Source organism: Escherichia sp. KTE96 (genome assembly GCF_000408525.1).
Taxonomy (GTDB): domain Bacteria; phylum Pseudomonadota; class Gammaproteobacteria; order Enterobacterales; family Enterobacteriaceae; genus Escherichia; species Escherichia marmotae.
This window is the reverse complement of the sequence record NZ_KE137146.1, coordinates 23,079-45,089: the sequence shown is the minus strand read 5'-3', so window position 1 is coordinate 45,089 and position 22,011 is coordinate 23,079. Positions and strand designations below refer to the sequence as shown.

Sequence of the window (22,011 nt, the reverse complement as noted above, 5' to 3'; positions counted from 1 at the left end):
GTCGTTATCGCAGAATAAAAGCGGTATACAGCACGTCGGTGACATCCTGTTTCGGTTGCCCGGCAACAAGCGGGGTGGAGAGTATGGCTTTAATCGCGGCAATCAGCTTTTGCTTGCCTTCTTCGGTTGCCAGCACGGCGGCATCCTGACGCGAAAACAGTAACAGCAAGCGACTACGGACTTCCGGCAAATACTCGCTCAGGCGCGAACGGGTGGTTTCATCTTTTAGTCGCAGAGTAATACCGATATAAAGCACACGATCCGCATCGCCCAGGTTGACCGTAAAAGTGTCCAGTGCGTAGAAGACCGGTGAGGGCATGACATGTTGCTGCGCATTGTCGTCAGTCGACGCCTGATGCGAGTGCCAGTAGCTGTACCCCGCGCTGGCGCAGGCCGCGAGAGTAATGAATACCAGAATCGGGAACCAAAGCGATCGCTTGCTTTTCTTGCTTATCGCGTAATCAGTCATGTGTTGCGGTCTTCCTGTGTCGCTACTGCTTATCGGTTAATTATCCTGTGTCTTGATCGCGACAAAGCGGGGAAAAGACGCAGATTAAGGGGGTACCTCTGACGTTAGGCGAAAATATCAACGCCACTGTTGCCTGCTACACGCCCTCGTAAAGAGGCAGAAATTGGCAGTGCATCGTCATCTTCGCCAGCCTGGCGTTCATGGTTTATTGTGCGCTGGCCTTGCTGTTGCTGAGACGCCGCCTGTTGCTGACCGCTAGAACTTTCGCCGCTGATATTGCTCTGCCCCAACTGAATACCGCTTTCTGCCAGTTGTGTACGCAGTACCGGAAGAGCCGCTTCCAGGGCGGCGCGCACGTGCTGATGCGGCGAAACCATCTGGATTTGCGCCTGGTTGTCATCCACTTTGAGGGAGATGTGCACTTCACCTAAATCCTGCGGGTGCAAACGCAATTCAGCGCTTTGTTGCCCCTGACGGGTAAACAGTGAAATATGTTGGCTTAAGGATTGTTGCCATTCATGGGAACCCAGCGGGGCACTCAAAACAGGCGCTGCGACGGTGGGCAGAGGCTGCGTCTGGTGTGGAGTGATTAGCGGGCTGGCAGCAGCAGTCACTGGCGAAGGTGTGCTGATGACTTCCGCTTTGCTCTGGGCTTCAGCTACCAGCGGTGTTAATGACTGGACTGACGCTTCAGCGGTGTCGCCAGGCTGTGCTGTTGTGCGTTGCGCAGAAGTCAGTTTTGTGGGGTGTGCTGGCTTTTCTGTCGGTAACACGGTTGATGGTGTGTCAGTTACTTTGGGCGTATTGTCAAAACCCGGCAACATTGCGAAAAGGGCGCTCAGGCTGGCCGCGGCGTCTTCATTAAGATCATCCGCTTTTTCGTCTTTTGCCGTGTCTTTGTCTGGCACCGCAGCCAGCGTAATCGCCTGAGCGGTGATTAATGGTGTTGATGTGGATTGTTCGTCGTTGATGACGGGCTGTGTTCCATCCACAGAGATCCGTAAATCTGGTTGTTGCGCGTCGTTCTGAATATCGCTGACCAGCGGCTCGACTTTGATGACAAGTTTATCTGTCGCCACCAACAATGGGGGCGTAGATTTGTTGTTTGTTGTCTCGCCTGCTAATGCTCCGCTCAACAAAACGAGAAAATCTTGTGCGCTATCGGTGGCTTTACCGCCGGACAGCGTGGTGGTGTCAACGTCAGCGGTAATCAAGGGCGCTAAGCGAATCATTCTGGTTTCCTCATGGCGGCGCGCTGGGCAAACTCATCCATCTTTTTCTGATCGAGGCGGTTTTCTGCTAACAGTGCCGCCGTGGATTGCCGTTCCTGCAGTGTCTGCCAGGCCTGCAAACGTTGTTTCTTTTCCCGCCAGTTATTCAGGGCAACATCAACTTTCTGTGTCCACTGTGTAAGTTGCTGGTGGTGCTGAGTAATGGCTTTTTCCAGCGTCTGGATAAATTGCTGATAGTTAATCCAGCGATTGCTGGTCATTCCTGCACTCATATCGCTATTCAGGTTGTTACGATATTCATTCTGATAATCGATCAGCATTTTGAGTTGCTCTTCTGCCTGCTGGCATCCGCGACGCATTTCACCCAACAGTCGTGCGGCGTTATCCACCTCTTTTTCTGCCAGATCTTTCAGGGTCGCCAGTGCGCCATGTTCTGCCATCTGCTGTTATCTCCTGAGTTATGACACCGTTGGGAAAATGTGCTCCAGCCCCTGGAGAGAGTCTTCCCAGTCCGCGCGTTCAAAAATGCCTTGTTGCAAATAGCCCTCAAGCTGCGGCCATAAGGCGATGGCTTTATCGAGCATGGGATCGCTGCCTTTGGCATAAGCACCAACGCTGACCAGGTCGCGGTTGCGCTGAAAACTCGACAACAACTGTTTGAATGTGCGCACCCGCGCGTAATGTTGCTCGCTGATCAGTGCTGTCATTGCACGGCTGATTGACGCTTCAATATCAATTGCCGGATAGTGTCCGGCTTCCGCCAGACGACGAGACAGTACGATGTGCCCGTCGAGGATCGCCCGCGCGGAGTCGGCAATCGGATCTTGCTGATCATCACCTTCGGTGAGCACGGTATAAAAAGCGGTAATCGAGCCGCCGCCGCTGATGCCGTTTCCGGCACGCTCGACCAACGCCGGTAGTTTGGCGAATACCGATGGAGGATAGCCTTTGGTGGCAGGCGGTTCGCCAATCGCCAGCGCAATTTCACGCTGAGCCATCGCGTAGCGGGTGAGGGAATCCATAATTAGCAACACATGCTGACCCCGATCGCGAAAATCTTCGGCAATGCGCGTGGCATAGGCGGCACCTTGCATTCGCAGGAGCGGAGAAACATCGGCTGGTGCGGCAATCACCACCGAGCGCGCACGCCCTTCAGCACCGAGGATATTCTCAATAAAATCTTTTACTTCGCGTCCACGTTCACCAATTAAACCAACGACAATCACATCTGCACGGGTGTAACGCGCCATCATCCCCAGCAACACACTTTTGCCGACGCCGGAACCGGCAAACAGCCCCATACGCTGCCCGCGTCCGACGGTAAGCAGGGCATTGATTGGACGCACGCCCGTATCCAGCACGTGCTCAATCGGCGTACGTTGCAATGGGTTAAACGGCGGGGTAATTAATGCACCGGTTTCAGTCGTATCGGGAGAGGGCTGGCCGTCGAGTGGTTTACCGCTACCGTCCAGAACGCGACCTAACAACGCCGGACCGAGCGGTAATTGCTTGCCGCTTTGCAACCCTTGTGGGGAGATGTTTTTGGCATAAACGCGTGCGCCAGGCAGTACACCTTCCACTTCCTCCAGCGGCATTAAAAACAGCCGTTGACCGTTAAAGCCAACCACTTCGCTTTCCACTTCGTGAGTTTCAGCGCCGTTCTGGCGTTCAATCACACAGGTTGCGCCGAGCGGTAGTTGTAATCCGGTGGCTTCCAGCACCAGCCCGGTGGCGCGGGTTAATCGCCCGTAGCGGCGTACCGCAGGAAGTTGCGCAATTTTGGCTTCAAAGCTATCCAGCGAGGTTAACCAGCGTGTCAGGCGAGTGGTCATCACACCACTCCAGGTGCTGCCAGACGGCAGAGTTCTTGCCAACGGGTGGCGACACTGGCATCGAGATCGCCTTCATCGGCAGAGACTTTACAGCCGCCGGGATGCAGAGTTGGATCGCCGCGCAACCGCCAGCCGTGCAGGCTTAACGTTGCGCCAAGCATCTCATCGACGCGTTGCAGGTCATCCGGATGCACGCGTAACTGTGGTTTGCCGCTGAATAACGGTTCCTGCTGTAGCAACTGCTGGATCTGTTTGATCAGTGCCTGGCTGTCCACCGTGGGCGTCTGACCGATCACCTGACGCGCTGCCTCCAGAGCCATTTGCATCAGCCGCGAAGCTATCACGCTATCCAGCGCGTCAAGGGTGGTCTGGAATTCGCTGACCAGTTGCTGCATCCGCGCATGAATCGGTGCTTGCTGAGATTTCGCCTGCACCAGTCCTTGTTCCAGCCCCTGTGCCAGACCCTCCTGATAGCCTTGTTCATGGCCTGTCTGGCGACCTTCGGCAATCCCCGCCTGATAACCTTGCTCGTGAGCCTGCATTTGCAGTTGTGCCAGTTGTTGTTCAAGGCTGGGTTCGATCTCTTCAGTGACGGTTTCTTCCGGCTCCATCAGCGGCACAAACTCTGCCTGTGGCGGCGCAAGATCGTCAGGCGTCCAGGTTTTCCACGGCAGGTTATCAGACATAGGTGTCCTCGCCGCTGCCAATCACCATTTCGCCAGTTTCGGCAAGGCGGCGCACAATCAGCAGAATCGCTTTCTGCTCGTTCTCCACCTGCGACAAACGTACCGGACCACGGTTGGCGAGGTCGTCGCGCAGGATATCGGCGGCGCGTTGCGACATATTGCGCAGGAACTTCTCGCGCAGTGGCTGTTCGGCACCTTTCAGGGCGATCAGCAGCGATTCGGAATCCACTTCCTGCAACAGACGCTGGATACTGCGATCGTCGACATCCACCAGATTTTCGAACAGGAACATTTCGTCGATGATTTTCTGCGCCAGCTCACCGTCAAATTCACGCACGGCGGTAATAACCGCCTCTTCCTGCTGGGTTTTCATCAGGTTGATAATTTCGGCTGCTGTTCTCACGCCGCCCATTTTGCTGCGTTTGAGATTCTGACCGTCGAGCAGACCATTCAGCACTTCGGTCAGTTCCGCCAGCGCGGCAGGCTGTACACCGCCAAAGGTGGCGATACGCAGCATCACGTCGTGACGCAGACGTTCATCGAACAACGCCAGAATATCGGCGGCCTGGGCGCGCTTCAGATGTACCAGAATGGTGGCGATAATCTGTGGATGTTCATCGCGAATAAGATCGGCGGCACTCTGCGGCTCCATGAAGTTGAGCGTTTCTATGCCGCTGGCGGTGTCGCGGGTTTCGAGAATATCTTCCAGCAGGCTGGCGGCACGCTCTTCGCCCAGCGCTTTCACCAGCACCGAACGCAGATAATCGTTGGCGTTAATATTCAGGGCGGCGAACTGTTCAGCTTCTTGTTCAAACTCCGCCAGCACTTCAGTTAACTGTTTATTGGAGATCTGCGTGACATTTGCCATCGCTGCGCTCAGGGTTTGCACTTCGCGCTGGGAGAGGTGCTTGAACACTTCAGCCGCCCGATCTTCGCCAATGGTCATTAGCAAGATGACGCTTTTATCGGTGCCTGTCAGGTTACTCATGATCGTTATTTATCCACTGGCGAATGACCAGCGCTACTACGCGCGGATCGTTATCAGACATGTCACGGATACGCTGGCTCATTACTTCCGCTCCCAGACGTTGGTTAGCACGGCGTTGCTGCAATTGTTCGTCTTTGCTGAGGCGTACTTCCACCGCATCTTCCACTTCCTGGCGAGCCTGTGGCTGCTGTTGTACGGCGCTCGCCGCCTCGGTGCGGCGTGTTAACTGCGGGCGTACCGCTTTACGCCACAACAGCCACGCCACCAGTAGCACCAGCAACCAGCGTCCGGCAGCCAGCAGTTGATCGATAAACACTTGTTGTTGCCAGAACGGCAGTTCTCCACCGCTTTCGTCACCGCTGTTGAAGGGGGAGTTGACGACATTGAGTGAATCGCCGCGCTTTTCAGAAAAGCCCATCGCCTCGCGGGTCAGATCTTCAATCTGCTTCATCTGTTCGGCGCTCAGTGGCAGCGGTTTACCATCCGGCAGCGTTTTGTAATTCACCACGACGGCGACCGACAAACGTTGCACGTCGCCTACGTTCATTGTGGTATGACGAATAGTGCGATCGACTTCGTAGTTGCTGGTTTCATTACGCTGGGTGCTGCGCGGGCCGCTATTACTGGTGGTGCTTGTTTGTTGCTGACGGTTGTTTTGATTTGCCGGAGGCGTACTGATTGGCGCGTTATTGGCAGGCGCGGGCTGATTCGATAATGCGCCAGGCACGCCGCCAGGGTAACCGGAACCGCTTTGTTCGCTCTCATTCAGTTGACGGGAACGGAGCGCCGCCTGTGACGCATTGCCATTAGGGCGATACTGTTCTTCGGTTTGCTCTTTACTGGCGAAATCCAGTTGTGCCGTCACCTGAGCGTGAATATTGCCGTTGCCGACAACTGGTGACAGGATCGCTTCAATACGCCGCTGAATGCGACCTTCGACATCACTGGCATATTTTAACTGGACGTCATTAAGATCGCGCCCGCTGGTGCTGGACTGGGTTAACAGATGCCCACCCTGATCCACCAGCGTGACGTTACCCGGTGGCAATCCGGCTACCGCACTGGAAACCAGATGCACAATGGCACTGATTTGCCCTTCATCCAGCGCGCGACCAGGTAAAAGATTTACCGTCACTGATGCCGAAGGGGATTTTTGTTCACGGACAAATAAAGACGGTTTCGGCATCGCCAGATGCACGCGCGCTCCTTTTACCGGGCCGATAGTTTCGATGGTACGGGAAAGTTCACCTTCCAGCGCTCGCTGATAATTCACCTGTTCGCTGAACTGGCTGATACCAAACTTTTCCTGATCGAGCAGTTCAAAACCGACCGCGCCGCCTTTAGGCAAGCCTTGCTGTGCCAGACGCAGACGTAGCTCGTGAACTTTATCTGCCGGAACTTCAATCGCGCCGCTGGCTTCGCTGAAGCGGTAAGGAATATTCATTTGTGTCAGTTGGCTGACGATCGCACCGCCATCCTGATCGGAAAGATTGCTGAATAACGTGCGGTAATCAGGGGCTTTTGCCCACAGAATTAACGCGACCATCACTGCAACCGCCGCGGAGGCAGCAACAACCAAAGGTATTTTCGGATTTGCGCGCAGGCGATTAAGCCACTCAAGAGATTTTGTCTGGGCTGCAGTCGCATTCATCGCGCACCTCGTGGCAGATGATAGACAGCGGTATTGGCAAAGTGGAACAAGACGCACTCCCGGGTCAGCAAACTCGAAAAATTAACGGCCTCATTATTTGTGGTTTTATTTTTTTCTATGCGCCAATTAACCCATTTTTTTGTCTCTATTTAGCGCCTTTATCTTATTGACTTACTGGTAGGCTCTGCTACCAAGAATTGTCCGGGAGATGAATATGTCAGCGATACAGGGGATTGAAGGGGTTATCAGCCAGTTACAGGCCACGGCGATGAGTGCGCGTGCGCAGGGGACTCTGCCGCAACCGACCATCAGTTTTGCCGGACAGCTTCATGCTGCGCTCGATCGCATTAGCGATACGCAAACCACCGCCCGCACACAGGCAGAAAAATTTACCCTCGGTGAATCCGGCGTAGCGCTAAACGATGTGATGACCGAGATGCAAAAAGCGTCGGTTTCGATGCAAATGGGGATTCAGGTGCGTAATAAGCTGGTGGCGGCGTATCAGGAAGTGATGTCCATGCAGGTGTAGGTTTTGTAACCTGTTGACTATACTTGTTTAATTACATCCGATTCCACAGCGTGGGGCATGGATGGGGCAAACTCACTCAATTTCTGGTTTAAAATGGATACCTGATCCTGATTGTTTTCTGCCATCCACGATCCGTAAACGCGATAAACCATCTGAGCATCAGAGTGTCCCATTTGCTTCGCGATGAAGTTAGGGTTAGCTCCAGCGGTCAAAGACCAACATGCATAAGTGTGCCTGGACTGATATGCTTTGCGGTAGCGAATCCCGGCGCGTCGCATTGCAGTTTCCCATGACTGATTAATCGACCCAACTGCATAATGGTGCCCGGCAAGGCCATTACGCGTAACGATTTGCGGATTGAAAACAAAAGTGCACGGATGCATTTCAGTTCGACCATACTCACGAAGTTTCACTTCAACCTGATACTGCTTACCAAGCCGTGTCATTTCAGCCTGATTCTTAAGCACGTCTATTGCAGGTTGAATAAGGTTGATAACACGGTTTGTTCCCGCTTCGGTTTTTGGAAGAGTGAACTCTTTCGTTAATGTGTGGTTTCTTCTGATCGTCATTGTCCCAGCCTTCAGGTCTATATCTTCCCATGCCAGAGAAACCAACTCTCCGTGGCGAACTCCCGTATAAACAGCCAGTGACCACATATTTTTTAATTGCTGATGCTTAAATGCGTTAATCAACCTGACAAATTCATCACGGGTTAACGGATCAGGTTCCGTTCGTGATCTCTTCAGTTGCGAAATGGCTGCGAACGGATTTTCTTTGATGTATCCGCTGTCGGCTGCGAACTGAAACATCCCCGCCATGGTGTTCATGTAGTTATTAACAGTTGGCACGGAACGTCCCTTAATGGGTGTTTTTTGCCCGCGTTTCAGAACGTGATATCCGGTCAGCAAATCCTTTCGTATGAACAGTAGCTCTTCCTGAGTCACAGCAGATGCAAGTCTGTTGCCTCCGATTCGGGGAACCATATTTCTTACAATGGAGCTGTAACGCCCCATCGCATTGGTACTGATTTCCAGCTTTTTCAGATCCAGCCATTTCTCAGCCAGGTCTGCGACGGTAATTTCCTTACTTTCCGCACCAAATTTTCTCAGGTTGGGAGAGTCCGGAAACTGAGCGGCATAGTCGAAATTACCCGTCTTAATGGAAAAACAAACAGATGCTCGTAGCTCGCCAGCTATTTTCCTGTTTTTTGGTGTATCCGGCACACCGAGACTTTCCCGCACTCGTGTGCCTTTATACATGAACCATATGCGGAGTGATCCGCCATGGTTCTCAACGCCTGTTGGGTATGCTGTCTTAGCCATTGTTCCCTCCTGACGCCCAAGAGCGCATTAAGCATAAACGGTTCTTCATCGACGCGCACCAGGCTGTTTTTTTGACATACTCTCAACCCACTGGTCGATAGCCTTGCGGTTATACATGCATTCGCTGTTTTCTTTTGGAATACCGTCCGGTGCAACATGGAGATATTCACGACCAACAAGCCAGGATTGTTTACGTGCTCTCTCTATGGTTCCTGGGCGTAAACCTGTAATTTCGATCAGTTTTTGCTCTGTCACCCAGTCGTTGGGCACAATTAAGTTAACTTCGCTCATTGTTTTCTCCGGTGCTGGAATGAAAGGGGGGGGGTTAACATGCCTCATTGGGGTTGAGGCTGTGTGATTCCATGGTTAGTCCTTGCGTAGTTCGCTAATTCTTCTGTAAGTCTCTGGTGCTTTGTTCCCGTACGTCTTCATTTCAGACTTCAACAGAGCAACGAGTGAATCCCATTCGTTGAGGATTCCTTTGAATGCCGGAACGCGCTTTGCAACCTTGTCGAATGAATCCCTGATTTCTGGAATCTGCTCAACAAGTGCAACGCATCGCCGAAAGTCTGCTGCGTCATGGGGAGCGCCGAAGTGATGACCATAGATATTCTTTTTCAGGCCACATGCGATTGAGGCAAGAGTTGCGCTACTGATACCGACATCGCCAGTTGATTGCCATTTCAAAACCTTCATAGCCAAATCTGACATTTCTTGTCTCCAATAAAAACCGCCATCAGGCGGCTTGGTGTTCTTTCAGTTCTTCAATTCGAATATTGGTTACGCCTTATTCGATGCGCACTCCTGGTATTTCACCTTTTGATATTGCTAAGTCATAAATTTGCGCGGCACTATACCCATCTCGCATCCATGAATCTAAGGCGCGAACAGCCTCGCTACGCTTTTTATCTTCTCTCTCATTTTTGATATCAACGAGGACATCAACGCAATTAAGGCAAATGTGGATTTTGTCCTTACATTCGATCATGGCGGCTTTACCATGATTTCCGCCACACAGTGAGCATAAATCTTCAGGGTCTGGCTGGTATTTCTGTAACGTTAGAGGGTTGAATGTTGAACAGACCATAATCATCTCCATAAAACAAAACCCGCCGTAGCGAGTTCAGATAAAAGAAATCCCCGCGAATGCGAGGATAGTTACTTGTTCATATTATTAATCGTCAATGTATTTTGAGCATTGTGGGCAATCATCAATCCCACAATACGATTCATATGCATCCTTTATTGCGTCGCGGGCTTCAGTAAGAGTATTGAATAAGTTGCAGCTATTATCTTTTTGATATAGGTAAGTTCCTAATTTATAAGCAGAAGAAGCATCATTTCCGCTGTCTAAAATTACATCGTTATGGATTCTGCACCTTGCAAGAACTCCTGATCCCATAAGGGTCTGCATAGCCCATTGCTCTTGATCTTCACACAAATCATGAATGCTCATTTCAACACCTCTCTTCACGTTTCACACACGTTAAGATTAACAGTGTTTTTACATGCTTTGGAAGATTTATTTTATAAAAACTCTTTTAATACAAATAGATATAATAGTTCACTATTATAGCTCCTTTAATCGAGGCGGTTCTGGTAGCGGCATCCAGTGGGTTACATTGCGGCTCTGCGTTTCGAAGAACTCCTCACCATTGCGGACAACATCAAAAAACTCACCGTTTCGATATTGCGCATAAAGAACGAATGCGCCATCACATAAAATAATTACGTGCTGACCATCATCCGGCATTCGCTCACTACAGCTTATCCAACCATCCGGAGTTACCGGATAGTTGCCATTCACAAGGTCAGCTCGAACATATAGTGTGTCATCATGGTGCTGATTGTGGCTGCACCACGTTAATTCGCTTAACTCGCCATCTTCTGGCCATACTCCAGCTGTTTGCAGCCAGATATGGGCTGGCGCATCTTGGCAAGGTGTATTAACTGGCAACTTGTAAGTTTGGTTTACAGGTTCGGCTTCCAGCGATGCCAGCGCAATCCGTGCCAGCTCACGCACAACTTCAGGGGGCGCGTGACGGTCATTCAGGTCATCCCACAGACGTAGCATGTTATCGCTATCAGGGTTAACATCCTCATTAGTTCCGGCCAGCGCACTAATAACCTCATCGGCTGCTTCAATAATTTTCTGTGCCTGTTCTCTGGTAATAGTGGTCATTTGTTAATCCTCAAAACTTTATGCCCGGGCGCAAAAGCACGCGTTTTGTCTTTGCTTATTCGCCAGCCATCCTTGCGCGCCTCTTTTGCACAGCCAGCCCATGACGTACCTATATACTCACCGAAGTCTGGCGACTTATATTTGCCATCTGTACACTGGAGGCAATCACAATAGAGATGCATGGTGTAACTTGCGGCAATAGCCATATTAGGCTCCTTTAGTGCGCAAGTGGTTTTCCCAGCGGTTTTGCGCCGCGCTGCCCTTATCTCGGACTCCCTCTCTGGCAATTCCAGAAAATGAAAACAACACCACACGACGATTGCTAACTCTCAACCACTGGCTGGGATAGCAAAGTCTGTATACACGGGAGATAAGCATCTTAGCTTTACGGTTTTTCATCGCACTGCGCCCCCCTTCTCTCGTCTGTTCCGCGACGCGGTGGGTTTATAGTTAAATGCGAATACCACCCTACCAAACATGCCGATCACCGCCCGTTTGTGATTGCTGATTGGTAGCTTCTCGTACCCCGTCGAACGCGATAAAAGAAGTAATTTTGCTTTACGGTTTTTCATCGTTTTGTTCTCCTGCGTCTCCTTTGATGCGAATGCCAGGGGCGCGTGGCACATTAACTTCCACGATGCGCACAGTTGGTTTGTACATCTCAATCGCTGTCAGCCAGTCAGCTCCTGTCATGCGCTTTTCCGCATCGCCATTAGTCCACTGAACCGGTACACCAATAGCCTTCATCGCGATTTCTATTTCCCCGGCAATGGCGCTTTTTCCGCAACCAGTAAAACCAGATACAACGACAAGAACTTCGCCTTTGGCTGGTTTTATTTCCCGTGCTTCCAGTTCTGCTATGCGCTTCTCTGCGGCTTCCAGCTCAACGCGCAGCCTCCCTACCGTTAGCGCAATTTCCTCGTTCTCCTGGTCGCGGCGTTTGATGTATTGCTGGTTTCTTTCCCGTTCATCCAGAAGCGCCAGCACTAATTTAGGGTTGAAAGCTGCGATAAATTCTGCGTTGTTCTCTGCATTTTTCTGGTCGTCAAAGCCAGGCCATTTGATAATGTCTCCGCAACGTTCATCCCCCGGCGTATGCACCGCATATGTACCAGTGTCCGGCGAGATGAATGCACGCCATTCGCCCTGTGTTGCCTGTTGCGCTATCTTACGTAAGGTAGCTAATTGTTCGCTGGTAAAAGTCATCATGGTTGCATCTCCCGTTCTTCTGCCCACTTCCGAAGCCCTTCAATCTCACCATTACGAGCTATCAGCTCGCGACACAGTCTTTCGTTTTCATCCAGCAGCGCCAGCACGGTAGCTGGATTGGCTGCGGCGATGAATTCAGCATTGGCCTGCTGTTCCATTTGGAAATCTTCATAGAAACGGCTTTCTGGATGCGCTCCTTCAATTCTGCAAATAGGAATATATCCAGCAACCTCGCGATGAATTAGTGCATCATCACCATCAAATCGTCCCTCTCCATATTCGAGCGACCACACACCACACGTTGCTTTCTCTGCCTTTTCACGCAGTGCCTGATAGTCAATCTTGCTCACTGGCTGCCTCCTTTGCGCCACATCGCATTCAGATATTTGTTGTCATTAACAGAACCGAAACTCTTTCGCTTAAGCAATTCCTCTCTCGATGGCATTGGCTTTACGCGTTGGCGAATAATCATTTCTGCCGGAAGAATGCCGGGATTGTATGCAAGTCCTCTCATGGTAAATTCCTCAGTCATTACTGATAGCGCCATAGCGTGAGCGGTAATTACGCAGGCGCTGGTCAATTTCAGGGAAGTGGGTATATGTGGCTTTGCGGAATGGTCGGATTGATGTCTGGTAAATTCGCTCGCGTTCTTCTTTCTCTGCAAGCCATATACAGTGGCGAAATTCCTTTTCCTCTTTCGTTTCCTGCGGTAGCGACATTATCAGGTCGTAGTTTTTTCTGAATTTATCCAGCACCTCCGATACGGAATTGCCGGAACAGCGGCGCGCGTCATCCGCACCATACAGAGGCGCTGGCATAATGGAATCCTTATTTTTCTAAATCAGAATGGGATGGAATCGTCGTATACAGGAGTGTTCTGCTGGTTACTGCTTTGTTGCTGTTGGCTGTTTCCTGAAGTTGCAAATCCAATCTTTGAATTCAGTAATTCAAGAGTGATTGATTGACCATTTTGCCCCTGATAAACATCAACCCTGATGTTTTCTCCGGTAATTTCTACAATGCCACCTTCAACCAGAACGCTACGGTAGTAATCCGCTTGCGCTCCCGGCTTGGCAAATACAACGGCGCTGTAGTTTGTCCATTCTTTCTTTTTTGTCTGGCGATCGTAATACTGAACGCCAGCACGGATGTTGAATCCGATATTTTCCCCGGCCTGAAACTCTCTTGCGGGCTTGTTTAGTCTTACAGTAATCGAATGTGCCATTAAGCAGCAGCTCCTTCTAATTCGTCTCGTCTGATGTTGTAAACGTCCTGCGCTTTGTGCTGCTCAGGTGTGCCTTCGAGCATCTTCCACGCTTTGGCGAACGCCTGTTTAAGCTCTTCTACGGTGTTTTTCTGCATTGCTGCGTCAGTGAATGCTTTTAGAACCTGTTCAGGTGTAGGTGATGGTTTTGATTGCTTTGCTACTGCGTTCTGCTGATGTTTATGCTCGTCTGTATCTGCATCTTTCGCATCATCAATGCCGAACAAACCATTGAGGCAATACTTGCGTGCATAAGAGCTTGTAGCTCCCGTAACTTGTGCAGAATCCATTCCTTTCTTGCTTTCTTCCTCTCGTGCAAGAGCGGTTGACGTATGACTGTTTTCGCCATCGGTAATAGTTGCCGTGGCTTTCACGTAATACCGATCACCAATCAACACAACTTCATCGCTGATTGATAAAAACAGACCATTCAGTAACGGCTTAACGCCTTCAAGAATATCTTCGCAGCTTCTGTATTTATATTTGCCGAATGAGTTGTACTGATTCTTTGGCGCGTTCAGATTCTCCTGAATAGCTGCCAGTCTTGCGTAAAATTCTTTGCTCATATGATTGTTCTCAGAATGGACACGGCCCAAGGAAATAACGCTGATTTAATACTTCGACTCGGGACAAATTAAGGCATACCCGCATTCCTTCGCGGTCACCATTATGGCGATACCAGAGAGCTTTCTGCGTGTACATGCGTCTCTGTAACTTGCTCTCCTTCACTGTGGTTGCAAGTGACATGAATATCTCCTTCGTTACCGATTAATTCTTTCATCTGACGAATGAATTCTTCGTCTGACCAGTTATCTGTAAAACTCATTTCCTGCGATACCACGGAAGGTTGATAGCTGATTTCATCGCTTTATTTGCTTCAAGCCACATTTTTGAATCACCAATAAATCGGGCTATTACTGCTTTGTTCTGTGCAGCACGAAGCATCTGGTGATTGATGGCTATTTCATTGCGCATAACGCCTCCAGTTGTTTCTTTGCTGCTCTGATTAATTGTTTAACTCGGCGTGATAATTCAGATTCGTGCGGGTAGAAAGCGGACATGACGCCGCTACCCGCGAGCTGAAAGTGCATCATGGGTAACTCCTTATATTTGATTGCATAACGAAAACGCCTCGAGTGAAGCGTTATTGGTATGCGGTAAAGCCGCACTCAGGCGGCCTTGATAGTCATATCATCTGAATCAAATATTCCTGATGTATCGATATCGGTAATTCTTATTCCTTCGCTACCATCCATTGGAGGCCATCCTTCCTGACCATTTCCATCATTCCAGTCGAACTCACACACAACACCATATGCATTTAAGTCGCTTGAAATTGCTACAAGCAGAGCATGTTGCGCCAGCATGATTAATACAGCATTTAATACAGAGCCGTGTTTATTGAGTCGGTATTCAGAGTCTGACCAGAAATTATTAATCTGGTGAAGTTTTTCCTCTGTCATTACGTCATGGTCGATTTCAATTTCTATTGATGCTTTCCAGTCGTAATCAATGATGTATTTTTTGATGTTTGACATCTATTCATATCCTCATAGATAAAAAATCGCCCTCACATTGGATGGCAAAGAAGATTTCCAATAATCAGAACAAGTCGGCTCCTGTTTAGTTACGAGCGACATTGCTCCGTGTATTCACTCGTTGGAATGAATACACAGTGCAGTGTTTATTCTGTTATTTATGCCAAAAATAAAGGCCACTATCAGGCAGCTTTGTTGTTCTGTTTACCAAGTTCTCTGGCAATCATTGCCGTCGTTCGTATTGCCCATTTATCGACATATTTCCCATCTTCCATTACAGGAAACATTTCTTCAGGCTTAACCATGCATTCCGATTGCAGCTTGCATCCATTGCATCGTTTGAATTGTCCACACCATTGATTTGTATCAATAGTCGTAGTCATACGGATAGTCCTGGTATTGTTCCATCACATCCTGAGGATGCTCTTCGAACTCTTCAAATTCTTCTTCCATATATCACCTTAAATAGTGGATTGCGGTAGTAAAGATTGTGCCTGTCTTTTAACCACATCAGGCTCGGTGGTTCTCGTGTACCCCTACAGCGAGAAAAATAGTAAAATCCTCTCACCCCTACAGTAAGAGAGTAATTTATATGGATGTGTTATCTGGTATAACTGCCGCGAAACAGGCTTATGATCTGCTGAAGACAATAAAAGAAACCAGAGACGATGCGGTTATCGCTAAAGCTATTGGAGATCTACACCAAAGAATAACTGATTTACAGATGCTTAATGCGGAGCTCTCTGGCCTTTATCAGGCCGAGAAGGAGATCGCAATGAAGCTTCGAGATGAAAATAGAAAAATCAAGATGTTTGTTGTGCAAGCTGAGAATTATGAACTTCATACAACTGAAGGTGGTTCTGCCGTGTATAGACCTAAGAGTCATTCCGATCCTTCTATTCAGCAGCATAACCTTTGTGCACATTGCTTCGGCGAACATAAAATATCGATACTTCAACCAAGCACGGTTACTATAAAATCTAATGGGTTCTTTGTGCATTCATGTCCTCGCTGTAAGAATGAATACCGGATGTATAGAGCGCCAGACCCTAAGCCTGTATATGTACCGCCGCTGACAAATTATTAATTTTATTCCTGAAATAGCCTCTTCACCCCCTTACTTTGTCAGGGGGATATCTCCTTCAGTTCTGACCATTCGCCTTAATACTTTCCTTAAGTCGATGTAAAGTTGAAGGTCTCCATTTGCTGCGGCATCAGCCATTTTTTGCCTGACAAGCAGTAATGTTTCATACGGCTCAATAAGAATATCGTCATGAGTAATTAGGTGAAGCGTTGCCGCATCAACTATTCCTAGAGCTGCGCCAAGTATCAAAAATTCCCTGCTATTTTTGTCGCATGAGGAGATAAGCGTATTTAGCGCATACCTAATATTCTTTATAGCTGTTGTTAATGCTGCAATTTCTTCTATGGCGTCTTCTTCAATGAGCTTTTTAAGCTCATATTTTTCTTCCTGACCCATAATTACCTCGCCGTCAGTTGTTTTGATTTCCGGTAGCCTGCCGCGTAAATAGCTACGTTCGGAAGACAAGTTGAACCTTCATATTTTCTGGTCAACGTTGTCAGAGTTATCACTTCTGCTCTCATTGCTGGTTTGCGCTTGCATTGCAAGACCACTCGTGAAGGGGTTGGCCTGTGTAGCTTGTCGGAGCTGATCGCCTCCTGACTTTGCAGATTTGCGCGACGATCTCTACGGCGAGAAGCTGCGGTTCCTTTAAATTCTGTTTTTCTGGACATGGATTCCTCCCGAATAAACTCTGGCGATGCAATCCCGAAGCTACTCCTGAGAGAGTTGCTTCGGCATTGCATCCCACAGCTTATGTGGTTGGGTGATCTGGCTTTTCAGCCACGTAGTCGAGTGTTCGACGTTGTTTAAAGAGCCTGCCAGTCTGTTCCGTTTGGCTTCCAGCTTCCTGCTGATGGCTAAATAGTACGATGTGTACTTTACTGAGTCAATACAAAATGTTCTAAATATGGTTTAGTTTTTTATAACACTTTGTATTTTATTGATTTATATTTTGGAAAAAGAAAACCCGACGCTAAGGTCGGGTTATTGTTGTGTGTTTTAGAGTGGTGAGGCTGTTAACTAAATGTCTCTTCAGGCCACTGGCTGGCGATAACTTTCCCTACTACGGAACAGCTATCATTGCATGGAATCATTGGATATTGCGGGTTTAGTGGTTGTAGGAACACCTGACCGCTATCCCTGATCAGTTTCTTGAAGGTAAACTCGTCACCACCAAGTCTGGCTATGCAGAAATCACCTGGCTCAACAGCCTGCTCAGGGTCAACGAGAATTAACATCCCGTCAGGAAAGCTTGGCTTGGATCCTGTTGGCGCGGTCATGGAATTACCTTCAACTTCAAGCCAAAACGCACAATCACTGGCTTTTTTGGTTGTGCTGACCCATCTCTCCGCATCACCTTTGGTAAAGGTTCTAAGCTCAGGCGAGAACATCCCGGCCTGAACATGAGAAAAAACAGGGTACTCATATTGTTTTTTAACGGGGGCAGATGAGTATTCGCCAACAGGTGAAAATGTACCGTCGTGGTTGAATGAGACGTTATCAATACCAAGGTATTTAAACACCACACCAATCTCGTCAAGAGATGGATGACGAGATCCGCGCAACCAGTGACCAATTCCACCCTGCGTCATACCAAGCTCTTCAGCTAACTTCTCTTGAGTTATGCCGAGCTCTTTCATTCTGGATCTAGCCAGTTCATACCATTTCATTTTCATACCCTTATTATTACGCTCTGTACTAAAATCATCCATGCACAAGATGTATTTTTTTGTTTGCATTCTAAAAGTACATATCGTATTATTGCATTGTGATTACTATGGAGGGCATATGAGCAACCTACGAAAATATCGAGAGTCACTGAATATCTCTCAAACAACACTTGCTAAGGCAGTTGGATGCACACAGGGAGCTATCGGACATTGGGAATCTGGTCGTCGCTTCCCAGACCTTAAAACATGCCGTGCTCTTGTTGAGTGCCTAAACAAGTTAGGCGCAAAAGTCAGTCTTGATGACGTGTTCCCGCCGGAACACAAAGCTGCTTAATAAGCGGATCCGCTCTTTGTAACAACGGACATTCGTCCTACGTCGCTGAAAAGCGAGTCCCAATATATCTGACCAACTAAGGCCATATGCGTTTCCACGCATACCTTTCAACTAACTATTCACTATTGGAAATCTTAAGAAATGGAAAGAACAAGTTACAGCAAACTATCACAGCGTGACGTTGATCGCGCTGAAACTGATTTACTCATCAACCTGTCAACGCTTACCCAGCGCGGTCTGGCAAAGATGATTGGCTGTCATGAATCGAAGATAAGCAGAACGGACTGGAGATTTATTGCTTCGGTGTTGTGTGCTTTCGGAATGGCATCAGACATCAGTCCGATTAGCAGGGCTTTTAAGTATGCGCTTGATGAAATCACAAAGAAAAAATCCCCGGCCGCCACCGAGGATTTTAAGCAAATTGATATGCAATTCTGAGGGAATTACTGGATCAATCCACAGGAGTAATTATGACAAAACGTCGTAAGAAATACCAGGAAAAAGAAGAGATTCGACACCCTGATTCACCTGAGGGATTAGTGGTAGCCGCAGCAAATAACAGGGCGTTCGCAGAGCGCCTTGTTGGTGTTTACAGACTAGCCAAAGCAGGAGTGAAACATGGGCGTCGTTAAGTTAGCTGATTACAGGCCTCAACTTGAGGTCGTGGAGCATCGCGTGGCAGATACCGAAGATGGTTTCATGCGCGTTGCTAACGAGATTACCGACAGTCTGCTGATGGCTGATTTAACCGTCCGGCAGTTGAAGGTGATGCTCGCTATCATGCGCAAGACATACGGATTCAATAAGCCGATGGATCGACTCACAAACACGCAGATAGCAGCCATGACAGGTATTCATCACACTCATGTTTGCGCTGCCAAGCGCCAGCTTATCGAGCGTAAATTCCTCATTGCTGATGGCGTGAAAATCGGAGTGAACAAGGTGGTTTCTCAGTGGATTAGCCAGGACAGCTTAACATTAGCTAAAACAGCTAATAAAACATTAGCCAAGTCGGCTAATGGGTATAAGCCAAGTCAGCTAAACACAAAAGACAATATACAAAAGACAATAAATACAAATACCCCCTTACCCCCTAACGGGGGTGGCGATGGGCAGGTTAAACCTGAACGTCGCAAGGCAGAACGAATCGACTACGAATCCTTCCTGAACGCCTACAACACCGAAGTCGGTGACAGACTGCCACACGCTGTTGCGGTCAACGAGAAACGCAAACGCCGCCTGAAGAAAATCATCCCGCAACTGAAAACGCCAAACGTGGACGGTTTCAGAGCGTATGTCAGGGCGTTTGTGCATCAGGCCAAGCCGTTTTACTTCGGAGACAACGACACGGGCTGGACGGCTGATTTTGATTACCTGCTGAGGGAAGACTCGTTAACGGGAGTTCGGGAAGGGAAGTTTGCAGACAGGGGGATTACATGAGACAGGATATCGAAGCGAGCGTTATCGGTGGCCTGCTGATTGGTGGATTAACACCAACCGCCAGCGACGTTCTGGCAACGCTGGAGCCGGAAGCGTTTTCAATTCCGCTCTACCGGAAAGCCTTCGAGGTTATCCGCAAGCAGGCGAGAAACAGAAACCTAATCGATGCGCTGATGGTTGCCGAGGCGTGCGGAGAGGAGCATTTCACGTCAATCCTGATGACCAGCAAAAACTGCCCGAGTGCCGCAAACCTGAAGGGATATGCCGGAATGGTCGCGGATAACTATCACCGCCGTCTGGTGCTGGAAATCATGGATGAAATGCGTGAACCAATTCAGAGCGGAACCATCGACGCATCGAGTCAGGCGATGGATGAACTTGTAAAGCGTCTTTCAGCCATCAGAAAGCCCCGTGACGAGGTTAAACCTGTACGGTTAGGGGAAATCATTACTGACTACACTGACACGCTTGACAGGCGTCTGAGGAACGGAGAAGAGTCAGATACCCTGAAGACCGGAATCGAAGAACTTGATGCCATCACCGGAGGGATGAACGCGGAAGACCTGGTGATAATCGCTGCTCGTCCTGGTATGGGGAAAACCGAACTGGCGCTGAAGATTGCCGAAGGCGTTGCAAGCCGCGTTATTCCTGGTTCTGACGTCCGGCGCGGAGTATTGATTTTCTCAATGGAAATGAGCGCATTGCAGATTGCAGAGCGAAGCATTGCCAACGCCGGGAGGATGTCGGTTAGCGTACTGCGAAATCCTGCATCAATGGATGACGAGGGCTGGGCACGTGTTGCTAACGGCATGAGTCAGCTTGCAGATTTGGATGTATGGGTAGTCGATGCCTCGCGGTTATCGGTCGAAGAAATACGCTCAATCGCAGAACGGCACAAACAGGAAAATCCAAACCTCTCACTCATCATGGCGGATTATCTTGGCCTGATTGAGAAGCCGAAAGCAGACCGCAACGACCTCGCAATTGCTCACATCTCAGGAAGCCTGAAGGCGATGGCGAAAGACTTGAAAACGCCTGTTATCTCCCTAAGTCAGCTTTCGCGCGATGTTGAGAAGCGACCAAACAAACGCCCGACAAACGCAGATTTGCGTGATTCAGGAAGCATTGAGCAGGACGCAGACTCAATCATCATGCTCTATCGGGAAGCGGTATATGACGAGAACAGTAGCGCCGCGCCATTTGCTGAAATCATTGTGACGAAAAACCGTTTTGGCTCGCTTGGTACGGTTTACCAGCGGTTCTGCAACGGACACTTTGTTGCATGTGACCAGGATGAAGCCAGACAGATTTGCACAGCATCAAATGCACCTGCTTCGCGTGGCAGACGATATGCACAAGGGGCTGACGTATGACCATCTACATCACTGAGCTTGTAACAGGCCTGCTGGTAATCGCAGGCCTTTTTATTTTGGGGAGAGTAAATCGTGGTTGAGTTGATTTTTTCTGCATTGAGGATTCTCGGTGCTATGTGGATGGTGGCGACGTTCATTGTGGTTGCCAGCAGTTTTGTCCGGCTGGTAGGCGAAGGTAAAGACCTGGTTGGTGTGCTTTTCGGTAGCATTTTCCTGTGGGTGATTATCGGTGTTATGCCTGTTGTCGTAGCAAAAGTGGCGTGGCGTTTTGTGAGTTGAACTGAGGGTAAGTACCGATGGACGAATCAAGAAAGCAGTTTGAGGAATACGTTGCCAAAAAATTGAGATTACCATTCGAGATGATAACCGAGGCAAGAAATGGTGATAGGTACTTCGCATTTTCAAGCATGGATATTCGTCACTCCTTAAATGAGTGGTGGACTTTATGGCAGGCATCGCGAGCAGCTATTGAACTGGATATCGACTGGCCAGAATCGAATGACGACTTTTGGAAAGATGGTGAAGAAGGTGCTTATGCGATGGGTTATGAGGATGGGCGTGACAAAACGGTAATTGCAGTAATGAAAGCTATCAGAGCCGCTGGAATTAAAGAGAAGAATTTCGATGAAGCAAACAATATTCCTCCGAACTAAGCAACAACAGCAAGCCGCAATCAACGCCATCCTCGCAACACCACTCGATAAAGACAAGCCAGTCACCATCCGCATTACTGACTACAAGCGCAACCTTGACCAGAACGCAAAATTTCACGCGATGCTGGCGGATATCGCACGTCAGGTTCAATGGTGCGATAAGTGGTTAAAACCAGAACAATGGAAGGTTTTGTTGATTAGCGGTCATGCAGTGGCAACAAAGCAGGAAGCTGATGTTTTGCCCGGCCTTGAAGGCGAATACGTCAACATTCGCGAAAGTAGCGCGCAGATGAGTGTGAAGCGTATGGCAAGTCTGATTGAGTACACGACAGCATGGGCTATTGGTCAGGGCGTCAGATTTACCGACAGGAGGTACGAATGAGACGACAGCGACGAAGTATCACCGACATAATCTGTGAAAACTGCAAATACCTTCCAACGAAACGCTCCAGAAATAAACGCAAGCCAATCCCAAAAGAATCTGACGTAAAAACCTTCAACTACACGGCTCACCTGTGGGATATCCGGTGGCTAAGACATCGTGCGAGGAAATGA

38 protein-coding genes and 1 pseudogene are annotated in these 22,011 nt (G+C 49.1%); 11 read left to right on the top strand and 28 right to left on the bottom strand.

Annotated elements, in window-relative coordinates; genetic code table 11:
• Window positions 1-4 precede the first annotated feature (4 nt).
• The 7 genes from fliL to fliF form a co-directional block, all read right to left on the bottom strand.
• Window positions 5-469: a flagellar basal body-associated protein FliL gene (gene fliL / locus A1WG_RS20955; protein ID WP_001516573.1), complete on the bottom strand. Its 465-nt coding sequence runs from the start codon at window positions 467-469 to the stop codon at window positions 5-7.
• A gap of 104 nt (window positions 470-573) precedes the next feature.
• Complete coding sequence (locus tag A1WG_RS20960; protein ID WP_001516572.1) at window positions 574-1,701, bottom strand: flagellar hook-length control protein FliK; 1,128 nt, start codon at window positions 1,699-1,701, stop codon at window positions 574-576.
• Window positions 1,698-2,141 carry a flagellar export protein FliJ gene (gene fliJ, locus A1WG_RS20965; protein WP_000807573.1) on the bottom strand — a complete coding sequence of 148 codons (444 nt, stop codon included), beginning with the start codon at window positions 2,139-2,141 and terminating at the stop codon, window positions 1,698-1,700. The genes A1WG_RS20960 and fliJ overlap by 4 nt, the downstream gene beginning before the upstream one ends.
• Window positions 2,142-2,159: 18 nt before the next feature.
• Window positions 2,160-3,533, bottom strand: a complete 1,374-nt coding sequence (gene fliI, locus A1WG_RS20970; RefSeq protein ID WP_000213265.1) for a flagellar protein export ATPase FliI — start codon at window positions 3,531-3,533, stop codon at window positions 2,160-2,162.
• Complete coding sequence (gene fliH, locus A1WG_RS20975) at window positions 3,533-4,219, bottom strand: flagellar assembly protein FliH (protein ID WP_001282686.1); 687 nt, start codon at window positions 4,217-4,219, stop codon at window positions 3,533-3,535. Before fliH ends, fliI begins: the two co-directional genes overlap by 1 nt.
• The gene (gene fliG, locus A1WG_RS20980) at window positions 4,212-5,207 is read right to left on the bottom strand and encodes a flagellar motor switch protein FliG (RefSeq protein WP_000067961.1); all 996 of its coding nucleotides are present in this window, start codon (window positions 5,205-5,207) and stop codon (window positions 4,212-4,214) included. Before fliG ends, fliH begins: the two co-directional genes overlap by 8 nt.
• Window positions 5,200-6,858, bottom strand: coding sequence for a flagellar basal-body MS-ring/collar protein FliF (gene fliF, locus A1WG_RS20985; RefSeq protein WP_001516571.1), 1,659 nt, complete (start codon window positions 6,856-6,858; stop codon window positions 5,200-5,202). Before fliF ends, fliG begins: the two co-directional genes overlap by 8 nt.
• A gap of 214 nt (window positions 6,859-7,072) precedes the next feature.
• Between fliF and fliE the strand changes: the two genes are divergently transcribed.
• Window positions 7,073-7,387 carry a flagellar hook-basal body complex protein FliE gene (gene fliE / locus A1WG_RS20990; protein WP_001516570.1) on the top strand — a complete coding sequence of 105 codons (315 nt, stop codon included), beginning with the start codon at window positions 7,073-7,075 and terminating at the stop codon, window positions 7,385-7,387.
• Window positions 7,388-7,404: 17 nt separating this feature from the next.
• Here the strand turns inward: fliE and A1WG_RS20995 are convergent, their stop codons facing one another.
• The 18 genes and pseudogenes from A1WG_RS20995 to A1WG_RS21080 form a co-directional block, all read right to left on the bottom strand.
• Window positions 7,405-8,709, bottom strand: a complete 1,305-nt coding sequence (locus tag A1WG_RS20995; protein WP_016242514.1) for a tyrosine-type recombinase/integrase — start codon at window positions 8,707-8,709, stop codon at window positions 7,405-7,407.
• Window positions 8,710-8,754: 45 nt separating this feature from the next.
• The gene (locus A1WG_RS21000; protein ID WP_000005726.1) at window positions 8,755-9,000 is read right to left on the bottom strand and encodes an excisionase family protein; all 246 of its coding nucleotides are present in this window, start codon (window positions 8,998-9,000) and stop codon (window positions 8,755-8,757) included.
• A 75-nt stretch (window positions 9,001-9,075) separates the two neighbouring features.
• A complete protein-coding gene (locus tag A1WG_RS21005) occupies window positions 9,076-9,420 on the bottom strand; it encodes a hypothetical protein (RefSeq protein ID WP_001281193.1) in 345 nt (114 codons plus the stop codon).
• A gap of 76 nt (window positions 9,421-9,496) precedes the next feature.
• The gene (locus A1WG_RS21010) at window positions 9,497-9,796 is read right to left on the bottom strand and encodes a hypothetical protein (RefSeq protein ID WP_001447403.1); all 300 of its coding nucleotides are present in this window, start codon (window positions 9,794-9,796) and stop codon (window positions 9,497-9,499) included.
• A gap of 87 nt (window positions 9,797-9,883) precedes the next feature.
• Window positions 9,884-10,165, bottom strand: a complete 282-nt coding sequence (locus A1WG_RS21015; RefSeq protein WP_000022062.1) for a hypothetical protein — start codon at window positions 10,163-10,165, stop codon at window positions 9,884-9,886.
• A 114-nt stretch (window positions 10,166-10,279) separates the two neighbouring features.
• The gene (locus A1WG_RS21020) at window positions 10,280-10,891 is read right to left on the bottom strand and encodes a DUF551 domain-containing protein (RefSeq protein ID WP_016242513.1); all 612 of its coding nucleotides are present in this window, start codon (window positions 10,889-10,891) and stop codon (window positions 10,280-10,282) included.
• The gene (locus A1WG_RS21025; protein ID WP_000951706.1) at window positions 10,888-11,097 is read right to left on the bottom strand and encodes a hypothetical protein; all 210 of its coding nucleotides are present in this window, start codon (window positions 11,095-11,097) and stop codon (window positions 10,888-10,890) included. The genes A1WG_RS21020 and A1WG_RS21025 overlap by 4 nt, the downstream gene beginning before the upstream one ends.
• Before the next feature lies 1 nt (window position 11,098).
• Window positions 11,099-11,290, bottom strand: coding sequence for a hypothetical protein (locus A1WG_RS25225; protein ID WP_016242512.1), 192 nt, complete (start codon window positions 11,288-11,290; stop codon window positions 11,099-11,101).
• 159 nt (window positions 11,291-11,449) lie between these two features.
• Complete coding sequence (locus tag A1WG_RS21035; RefSeq protein WP_016242510.1) at window positions 11,450-12,100, bottom strand: ead/Ea22-like family protein; 651 nt, start codon at window positions 12,098-12,100, stop codon at window positions 11,450-11,452.
• Window positions 12,100-12,450: pseudogene (locus A1WG_RS21040) on the bottom strand (ead/Ea22-like family protein); the annotation flags it as partial. The pseudogene A1WG_RS21040 and the gene A1WG_RS21035, both read right to left, overlap by 1 nt.
• A complete protein-coding gene (locus A1WG_RS21045) occupies window positions 12,447-12,614 on the bottom strand; it encodes a DUF2737 family protein (protein WP_016242508.1) in 168 nt (55 codons plus the stop codon). The gene A1WG_RS21045 and the pseudogene A1WG_RS21040, both read right to left, overlap by 4 nt.
• 10 nt (window positions 12,615-12,624) lie before the next feature.
• Window positions 12,625-12,918 carry a phage anti-RecBCD protein gene (locus A1WG_RS21050; protein WP_016242507.1) on the bottom strand — a complete coding sequence of 98 codons (294 nt, stop codon included), beginning with the start codon at window positions 12,916-12,918 and terminating at the stop codon, window positions 12,625-12,627.
• A 23-nt stretch (window positions 12,919-12,941) separates the two neighbouring features.
• Window positions 12,942-13,325 carry a hypothetical protein gene (locus tag A1WG_RS21055; RefSeq protein WP_016242506.1) on the bottom strand — a complete coding sequence of 128 codons (384 nt, stop codon included), beginning with the start codon at window positions 13,323-13,325 and terminating at the stop codon, window positions 12,942-12,944.
• Complete coding sequence (locus tag A1WG_RS21060) at window positions 13,325-13,930, bottom strand: ERF family protein (RefSeq protein WP_016242505.1); 606 nt, start codon at window positions 13,928-13,930, stop codon at window positions 13,325-13,327. Before A1WG_RS21060 ends, A1WG_RS21055 begins: the two co-directional genes overlap by 1 nt.
• Window positions 13,931-14,186: 256 nt before the next feature.
• Entirely contained in the window at window positions 14,187-14,339 is a 153-nt protein-coding gene (gene kil, locus A1WG_RS21065) for a host cell division inhibitory peptide Kil (protein ID WP_001243355.1), read from the bottom strand.
• The gene (locus tag A1WG_RS24430) at window positions 14,324-14,458 is read right to left on the bottom strand and encodes a hypothetical protein (protein ID WP_000972063.1); all 135 of its coding nucleotides are present in this window, start codon (window positions 14,456-14,458) and stop codon (window positions 14,324-14,326) included. The genes kil and A1WG_RS24430 overlap by 16 nt, the downstream gene beginning before the upstream one ends.
• A 75-nt stretch (window positions 14,459-14,533) precedes the next feature.
• The gene (locus A1WG_RS21075; protein ID WP_016242504.1) at window positions 14,534-14,902 is read right to left on the bottom strand and encodes a DUF2528 family protein; all 369 of its coding nucleotides are present in this window, start codon (window positions 14,900-14,902) and stop codon (window positions 14,534-14,536) included.
• Between the two features lie 182 nt (window positions 14,903-15,084).
• Window positions 15,085-15,285: an antirestriction Ral family protein gene (locus A1WG_RS21080; protein ID WP_000213979.1), complete on the bottom strand. Its 201-nt coding sequence runs from the start codon at window positions 15,283-15,285 to the stop codon at window positions 15,085-15,087.
• 209 nt (window positions 15,286-15,494) lie between these two features.
• On the opposite strand from A1WG_RS21080, the gene A1WG_RS21085 reads away from it, so the two are divergent.
• The gene (locus A1WG_RS21085) at window positions 15,495-15,989 is read left to right on the top strand and encodes a hypothetical protein (RefSeq protein WP_016242503.1); all 495 of its coding nucleotides are present in this window, start codon (window positions 15,495-15,497) and stop codon (window positions 15,987-15,989) included.
• A gap of 30 nt (window positions 15,990-16,019) precedes the next feature.
• Here the strand turns inward: A1WG_RS21085 and A1WG_RS21090 are convergent, their stop codons facing one another.
• The 3 genes from A1WG_RS21090 to A1WG_RS21095 all read right to left on the bottom strand — a co-directional run bounded on the left by A1WG_RS21090 (window position 16,020) and on the right by A1WG_RS21095 (window position 17,698).
• Window positions 16,020-16,382, bottom strand: coding sequence for a hypothetical protein (locus A1WG_RS21090; protein ID WP_016242502.1), 363 nt, complete (start codon window positions 16,380-16,382; stop codon window positions 16,020-16,022).
• A 2-nt stretch (window positions 16,383-16,384) separates the two neighbouring features.
• Window positions 16,385-16,657: a transcriptional antitermination N peptide gene (locus A1WG_RS22710; protein WP_016242501.1), complete on the bottom strand. Its 273-nt coding sequence runs from the start codon at window positions 16,655-16,657 to the stop codon at window positions 16,385-16,387.
• A gap of 345 nt (window positions 16,658-17,002) precedes the next feature.
• Window positions 17,003-17,698, bottom strand: a complete 696-nt coding sequence (locus tag A1WG_RS21095) for a LexA family protein (RefSeq protein WP_016242500.1) — start codon at window positions 17,696-17,698, stop codon at window positions 17,003-17,005.
• A 76-nt stretch (window positions 17,699-17,774) separates the two neighbouring features.
• Between A1WG_RS21095 and A1WG_RS22700 the strand changes: the two genes are divergently transcribed.
• The 9 genes from A1WG_RS22700 to A1WG_RS0121280 all read left to right on the top strand — a co-directional run bounded on the left by A1WG_RS22700 (window position 17,775) and on the right by A1WG_RS0121280 (window position 22,011).
• Complete coding sequence (locus A1WG_RS22700) at window positions 17,775-17,990, top strand: helix-turn-helix transcriptional regulator (RefSeq protein WP_000067728.1); 216 nt, start codon at window positions 17,775-17,777, stop codon at window positions 17,988-17,990.
• Window positions 17,991-18,131: 141 nt separating this feature from the next.
• Window positions 18,132-18,428, top strand: coding sequence for a CII family transcriptional regulator (locus tag A1WG_RS21100; protein ID WP_000442612.1), 297 nt, complete (start codon window positions 18,132-18,134; stop codon window positions 18,426-18,428).
• 32 nt (window positions 18,429-18,460) lie between these two features.
• Window positions 18,461-18,622 carry a hypothetical protein gene (locus A1WG_RS24810; RefSeq protein WP_000166961.1) on the top strand — a complete coding sequence of 54 codons (162 nt, stop codon included), beginning with the start codon at window positions 18,461-18,463 and terminating at the stop codon, window positions 18,620-18,622.
• On the top strand, window positions 18,609-19,430 hold the full coding sequence (locus A1WG_RS21105) for a replication protein (protein WP_016242499.1): 822 nt from the start codon (window positions 18,609-18,611) through the stop codon (window positions 19,428-19,430). The genes A1WG_RS24810 and A1WG_RS21105 overlap by 14 nt, the downstream gene beginning before the upstream one ends.
• Complete coding sequence (locus A1WG_RS21110) at window positions 19,427-20,803, top strand: replicative DNA helicase (protein ID WP_016242498.1); 1,377 nt, start codon at window positions 19,427-19,429, stop codon at window positions 20,801-20,803. The genes A1WG_RS21105 and A1WG_RS21110 overlap by 4 nt, the downstream gene beginning before the upstream one ends.
• Before the next feature lie 72 nt (window positions 20,804-20,875).
• The gene (locus tag A1WG_RS24805) at window positions 20,876-21,082 is read left to right on the top strand and encodes a hypothetical protein (RefSeq protein ID WP_000229808.1); all 207 of its coding nucleotides are present in this window, start codon (window positions 20,876-20,878) and stop codon (window positions 21,080-21,082) included.
• A gap of 128 nt (window positions 21,083-21,210) precedes the next feature.
• Window positions 21,211-21,456 (top strand): phiTE_015 family protein, encoded by a 246-nt coding sequence (locus A1WG_RS21120; RefSeq protein WP_001341809.1) that lies wholly within the window; start codon window positions 21,211-21,213, stop codon window positions 21,454-21,456.
• Window positions 21,428-21,838, top strand: a complete 411-nt coding sequence (locus tag A1WG_RS21125; RefSeq protein WP_000814611.1) for a recombination protein NinB — start codon at window positions 21,428-21,430, stop codon at window positions 21,836-21,838. Before A1WG_RS21120 ends, A1WG_RS21125 begins: the two co-directional genes overlap by 29 nt.
• Window positions 21,835-22,011, top strand: coding sequence for a NinE family protein (locus tag A1WG_RS0121280; protein WP_001254255.1), 177 nt, complete (start codon window positions 21,835-21,837; stop codon window positions 22,009-22,011). Before A1WG_RS21125 ends, A1WG_RS0121280 begins: the two co-directional genes overlap by 4 nt.

Coding starts and splice junctions, on each gene's coding strand:
- fliJ (WP_000807573.1), bottom strand. CDS start 2,141: ATGGCAGAACATGGCGCACTGGCGACCCTGAAAGATCTGGCAGAAAAA.
- A1WG_RS21060 (WP_016242505.1), bottom strand. CDS start 13,930: ATGAGCAAAGAATTTTACGCAAGACTGGCAGCTATTCAGGAGAATCTG.
- A1WG_RS21075 (WP_016242504.1), bottom strand. CDS start 14,902: ATGTCAAACATCAAAAAATACATCATTGATTACGACTGGAAAGCATCA.
- A1WG_RS21010 (WP_001447403.1), bottom strand. CDS start 9,796: ATGGTCTGTTCAACATTCAACCCTCTAACGTTACAGAAATACCAGCCA.
- A1WG_RS21105 (WP_016242499.1), top strand. CDS start 18,609: ATGGGCGTCGTTAAGTTAGCTGATTACAGGCCTCAACTTGAGGTCGTG.
- A1WG_RS21095 (WP_016242500.1), bottom strand. CDS start 17,698: ATGGATGATTTTAGTACAGAGCGTAATAATAAGGGTATGAAAATGAAA.
- fliL (WP_001516573.1), bottom strand. CDS start 469: ATGACTGATTACGCGATAAGCAAGAAAAGCAAGCGATCGCTTTGGTTC.
- A1WG_RS24810 (WP_000166961.1), top strand. CDS start 18,461: ATGACAAAACGTCGTAAGAAATACCAGGAAAAAGAAGAGATTCGACAC.
- fliG (WP_000067961.1), bottom strand. CDS start 5,207: ATGAGTAACCTGACAGGCACCGATAAAAGCGTCATCTTGCTAATGACC.
- A1WG_RS21015 (WP_000022062.1), bottom strand. CDS start 10,165: ATGAGCATTCATGATTTGTGTGAAGATCAAGAGCAATGGGCTATGCAG.
- A1WG_RS21100 (WP_000442612.1), top strand. CDS start 18,132: ATGGAAAGAACAAGTTACAGCAAACTATCACAGCGTGACGTTGATCGC.
- kil (WP_001243355.1), bottom strand. CDS start 14,339: ATGCGCAATGAAATAGCCATCAATCACCAGATGCTTCGTGCTGCACAG.
- A1WG_RS22710 (WP_016242501.1), bottom strand. CDS start 16,657: ATGTCCAGAAAAACAGAATTTAAAGGAACCGCAGCTTCTCGCCGTAGA.
- A1WG_RS22700 (WP_000067728.1), top strand. CDS start 17,775: ATGAGCAACCTACGAAAATATCGAGAGTCACTGAATATCTCTCAAACA.
- A1WG_RS21000 (WP_000005726.1), bottom strand. CDS start 9,000: ATGAGCGAAGTTAACTTAATTGTGCCCAACGACTGGGTGACAGAGCAA.
- A1WG_RS21110 (WP_016242498.1), top strand. CDS start 19,427: ATGAGACAGGATATCGAAGCGAGCGTTATCGGTGGCCTGCTGATTGGT.
- A1WG_RS21080 (WP_000213979.1), bottom strand. CDS start 15,285: ATGACTACGACTATTGATACAAATCAATGGTGTGGACAATTCAAACGA.
- fliI (WP_000213265.1), bottom strand. CDS start 3,533: ATGACCACTCGCCTGACACGCTGGTTAACCTCGCTGGATAGCTTTGAA.
- A1WG_RS21090 (WP_016242502.1), bottom strand. CDS start 16,382: ATGGGTCAGGAAGAAAAATATGAGCTTAAAAAGCTCATTGAAGAAGAC.
- A1WG_RS20960 (WP_001516572.1), bottom strand. CDS start 1,701: ATGATTCGCTTAGCGCCCTTGATTACCGCTGACGTTGACACCACCACG.
- A1WG_RS20995 (WP_016242514.1), bottom strand. CDS start 8,709: ATGGCTAAGACAGCATACCCAACAGGCGTTGAGAACCATGGCGGATCA.
- A1WG_RS25225 (WP_016242512.1), bottom strand. CDS start 11,290: ATGAAAAACCGTAAAGCTAAGATGCTTATCTCCCGTGTATACAGACTT.
- A1WG_RS21120 (WP_001341809.1), top strand. CDS start 21,211: ATGGATATTCGTCACTCCTTAAATGAGTGGTGGACTTTATGGCAGGCA.
- fliH (WP_001282686.1), bottom strand. CDS start 4,219: ATGTCTGATAACCTGCCGTGGAAAACCTGGACGCCTGACGATCTTGCG.
- A1WG_RS21125 (WP_000814611.1), top strand. CDS start 21,428: ATGAAGCAAACAATATTCCTCCGAACTAAGCAACAACAGCAAGCCGCA.
- A1WG_RS21050 (WP_016242507.1), bottom strand. CDS start 12,918: ATGCCAGCGCCTCTGTATGGTGCGGATGACGCGCGCCGCTGTTCCGGC.
- A1WG_RS21025 (WP_000951706.1), bottom strand. CDS start 11,097: ATGGCTATTGCCGCAAGTTACACCATGCATCTCTATTGTGATTGCCTC.
- A1WG_RS21055 (WP_016242506.1), bottom strand. CDS start 13,325: ATGGCACATTCGATTACTGTAAGACTAAACAAGCCCGCAAGAGAGTTT.
- fliE (WP_001516570.1), top strand. CDS start 7,073: ATGTCAGCGATACAGGGGATTGAAGGGGTTATCAGCCAGTTACAGGCC.
- fliF (WP_001516571.1), bottom strand. CDS start 6,858: ATGAATGCGACTGCAGCCCAGACAAAATCTCTTGAGTGGCTTAATCGC.
- A1WG_RS21020 (WP_016242513.1), bottom strand. CDS start 10,891: ATGACCACTATTACCAGAGAACAGGCACAGAAAATTATTGAAGCAGCC.
- A1WG_RS21085 (WP_016242503.1), top strand. CDS start 15,495: ATGGATGTGTTATCTGGTATAACTGCCGCGAAACAGGCTTATGATCTG.
- A1WG_RS0121280 (WP_001254255.1), top strand. CDS start 21,835: ATGAGACGACAGCGACGAAGTATCACCGACATAATCTGTGAAAACTGC.
- A1WG_RS21005 (WP_001281193.1), bottom strand. CDS start 9,420: ATGTCAGATTTGGCTATGAAGGTTTTGAAATGGCAATCAACTGGCGAT.
- A1WG_RS24430 (WP_000972063.1), bottom strand. CDS start 14,458: ATGATGCACTTTCAGCTCGCGGGTAGCGGCGTCATGTCCGCTTTCTAC.
- A1WG_RS21035 (WP_016242510.1), bottom strand. CDS start 12,100: ATGATGACTTTTACCAGCGAACAATTAGCTACCTTACGTAAGATAGCG.
- A1WG_RS21045 (WP_016242508.1), bottom strand. CDS start 12,614: ATGAGAGGACTTGCATACAATCCCGGCATTCTTCCGGCAGAAATGATT.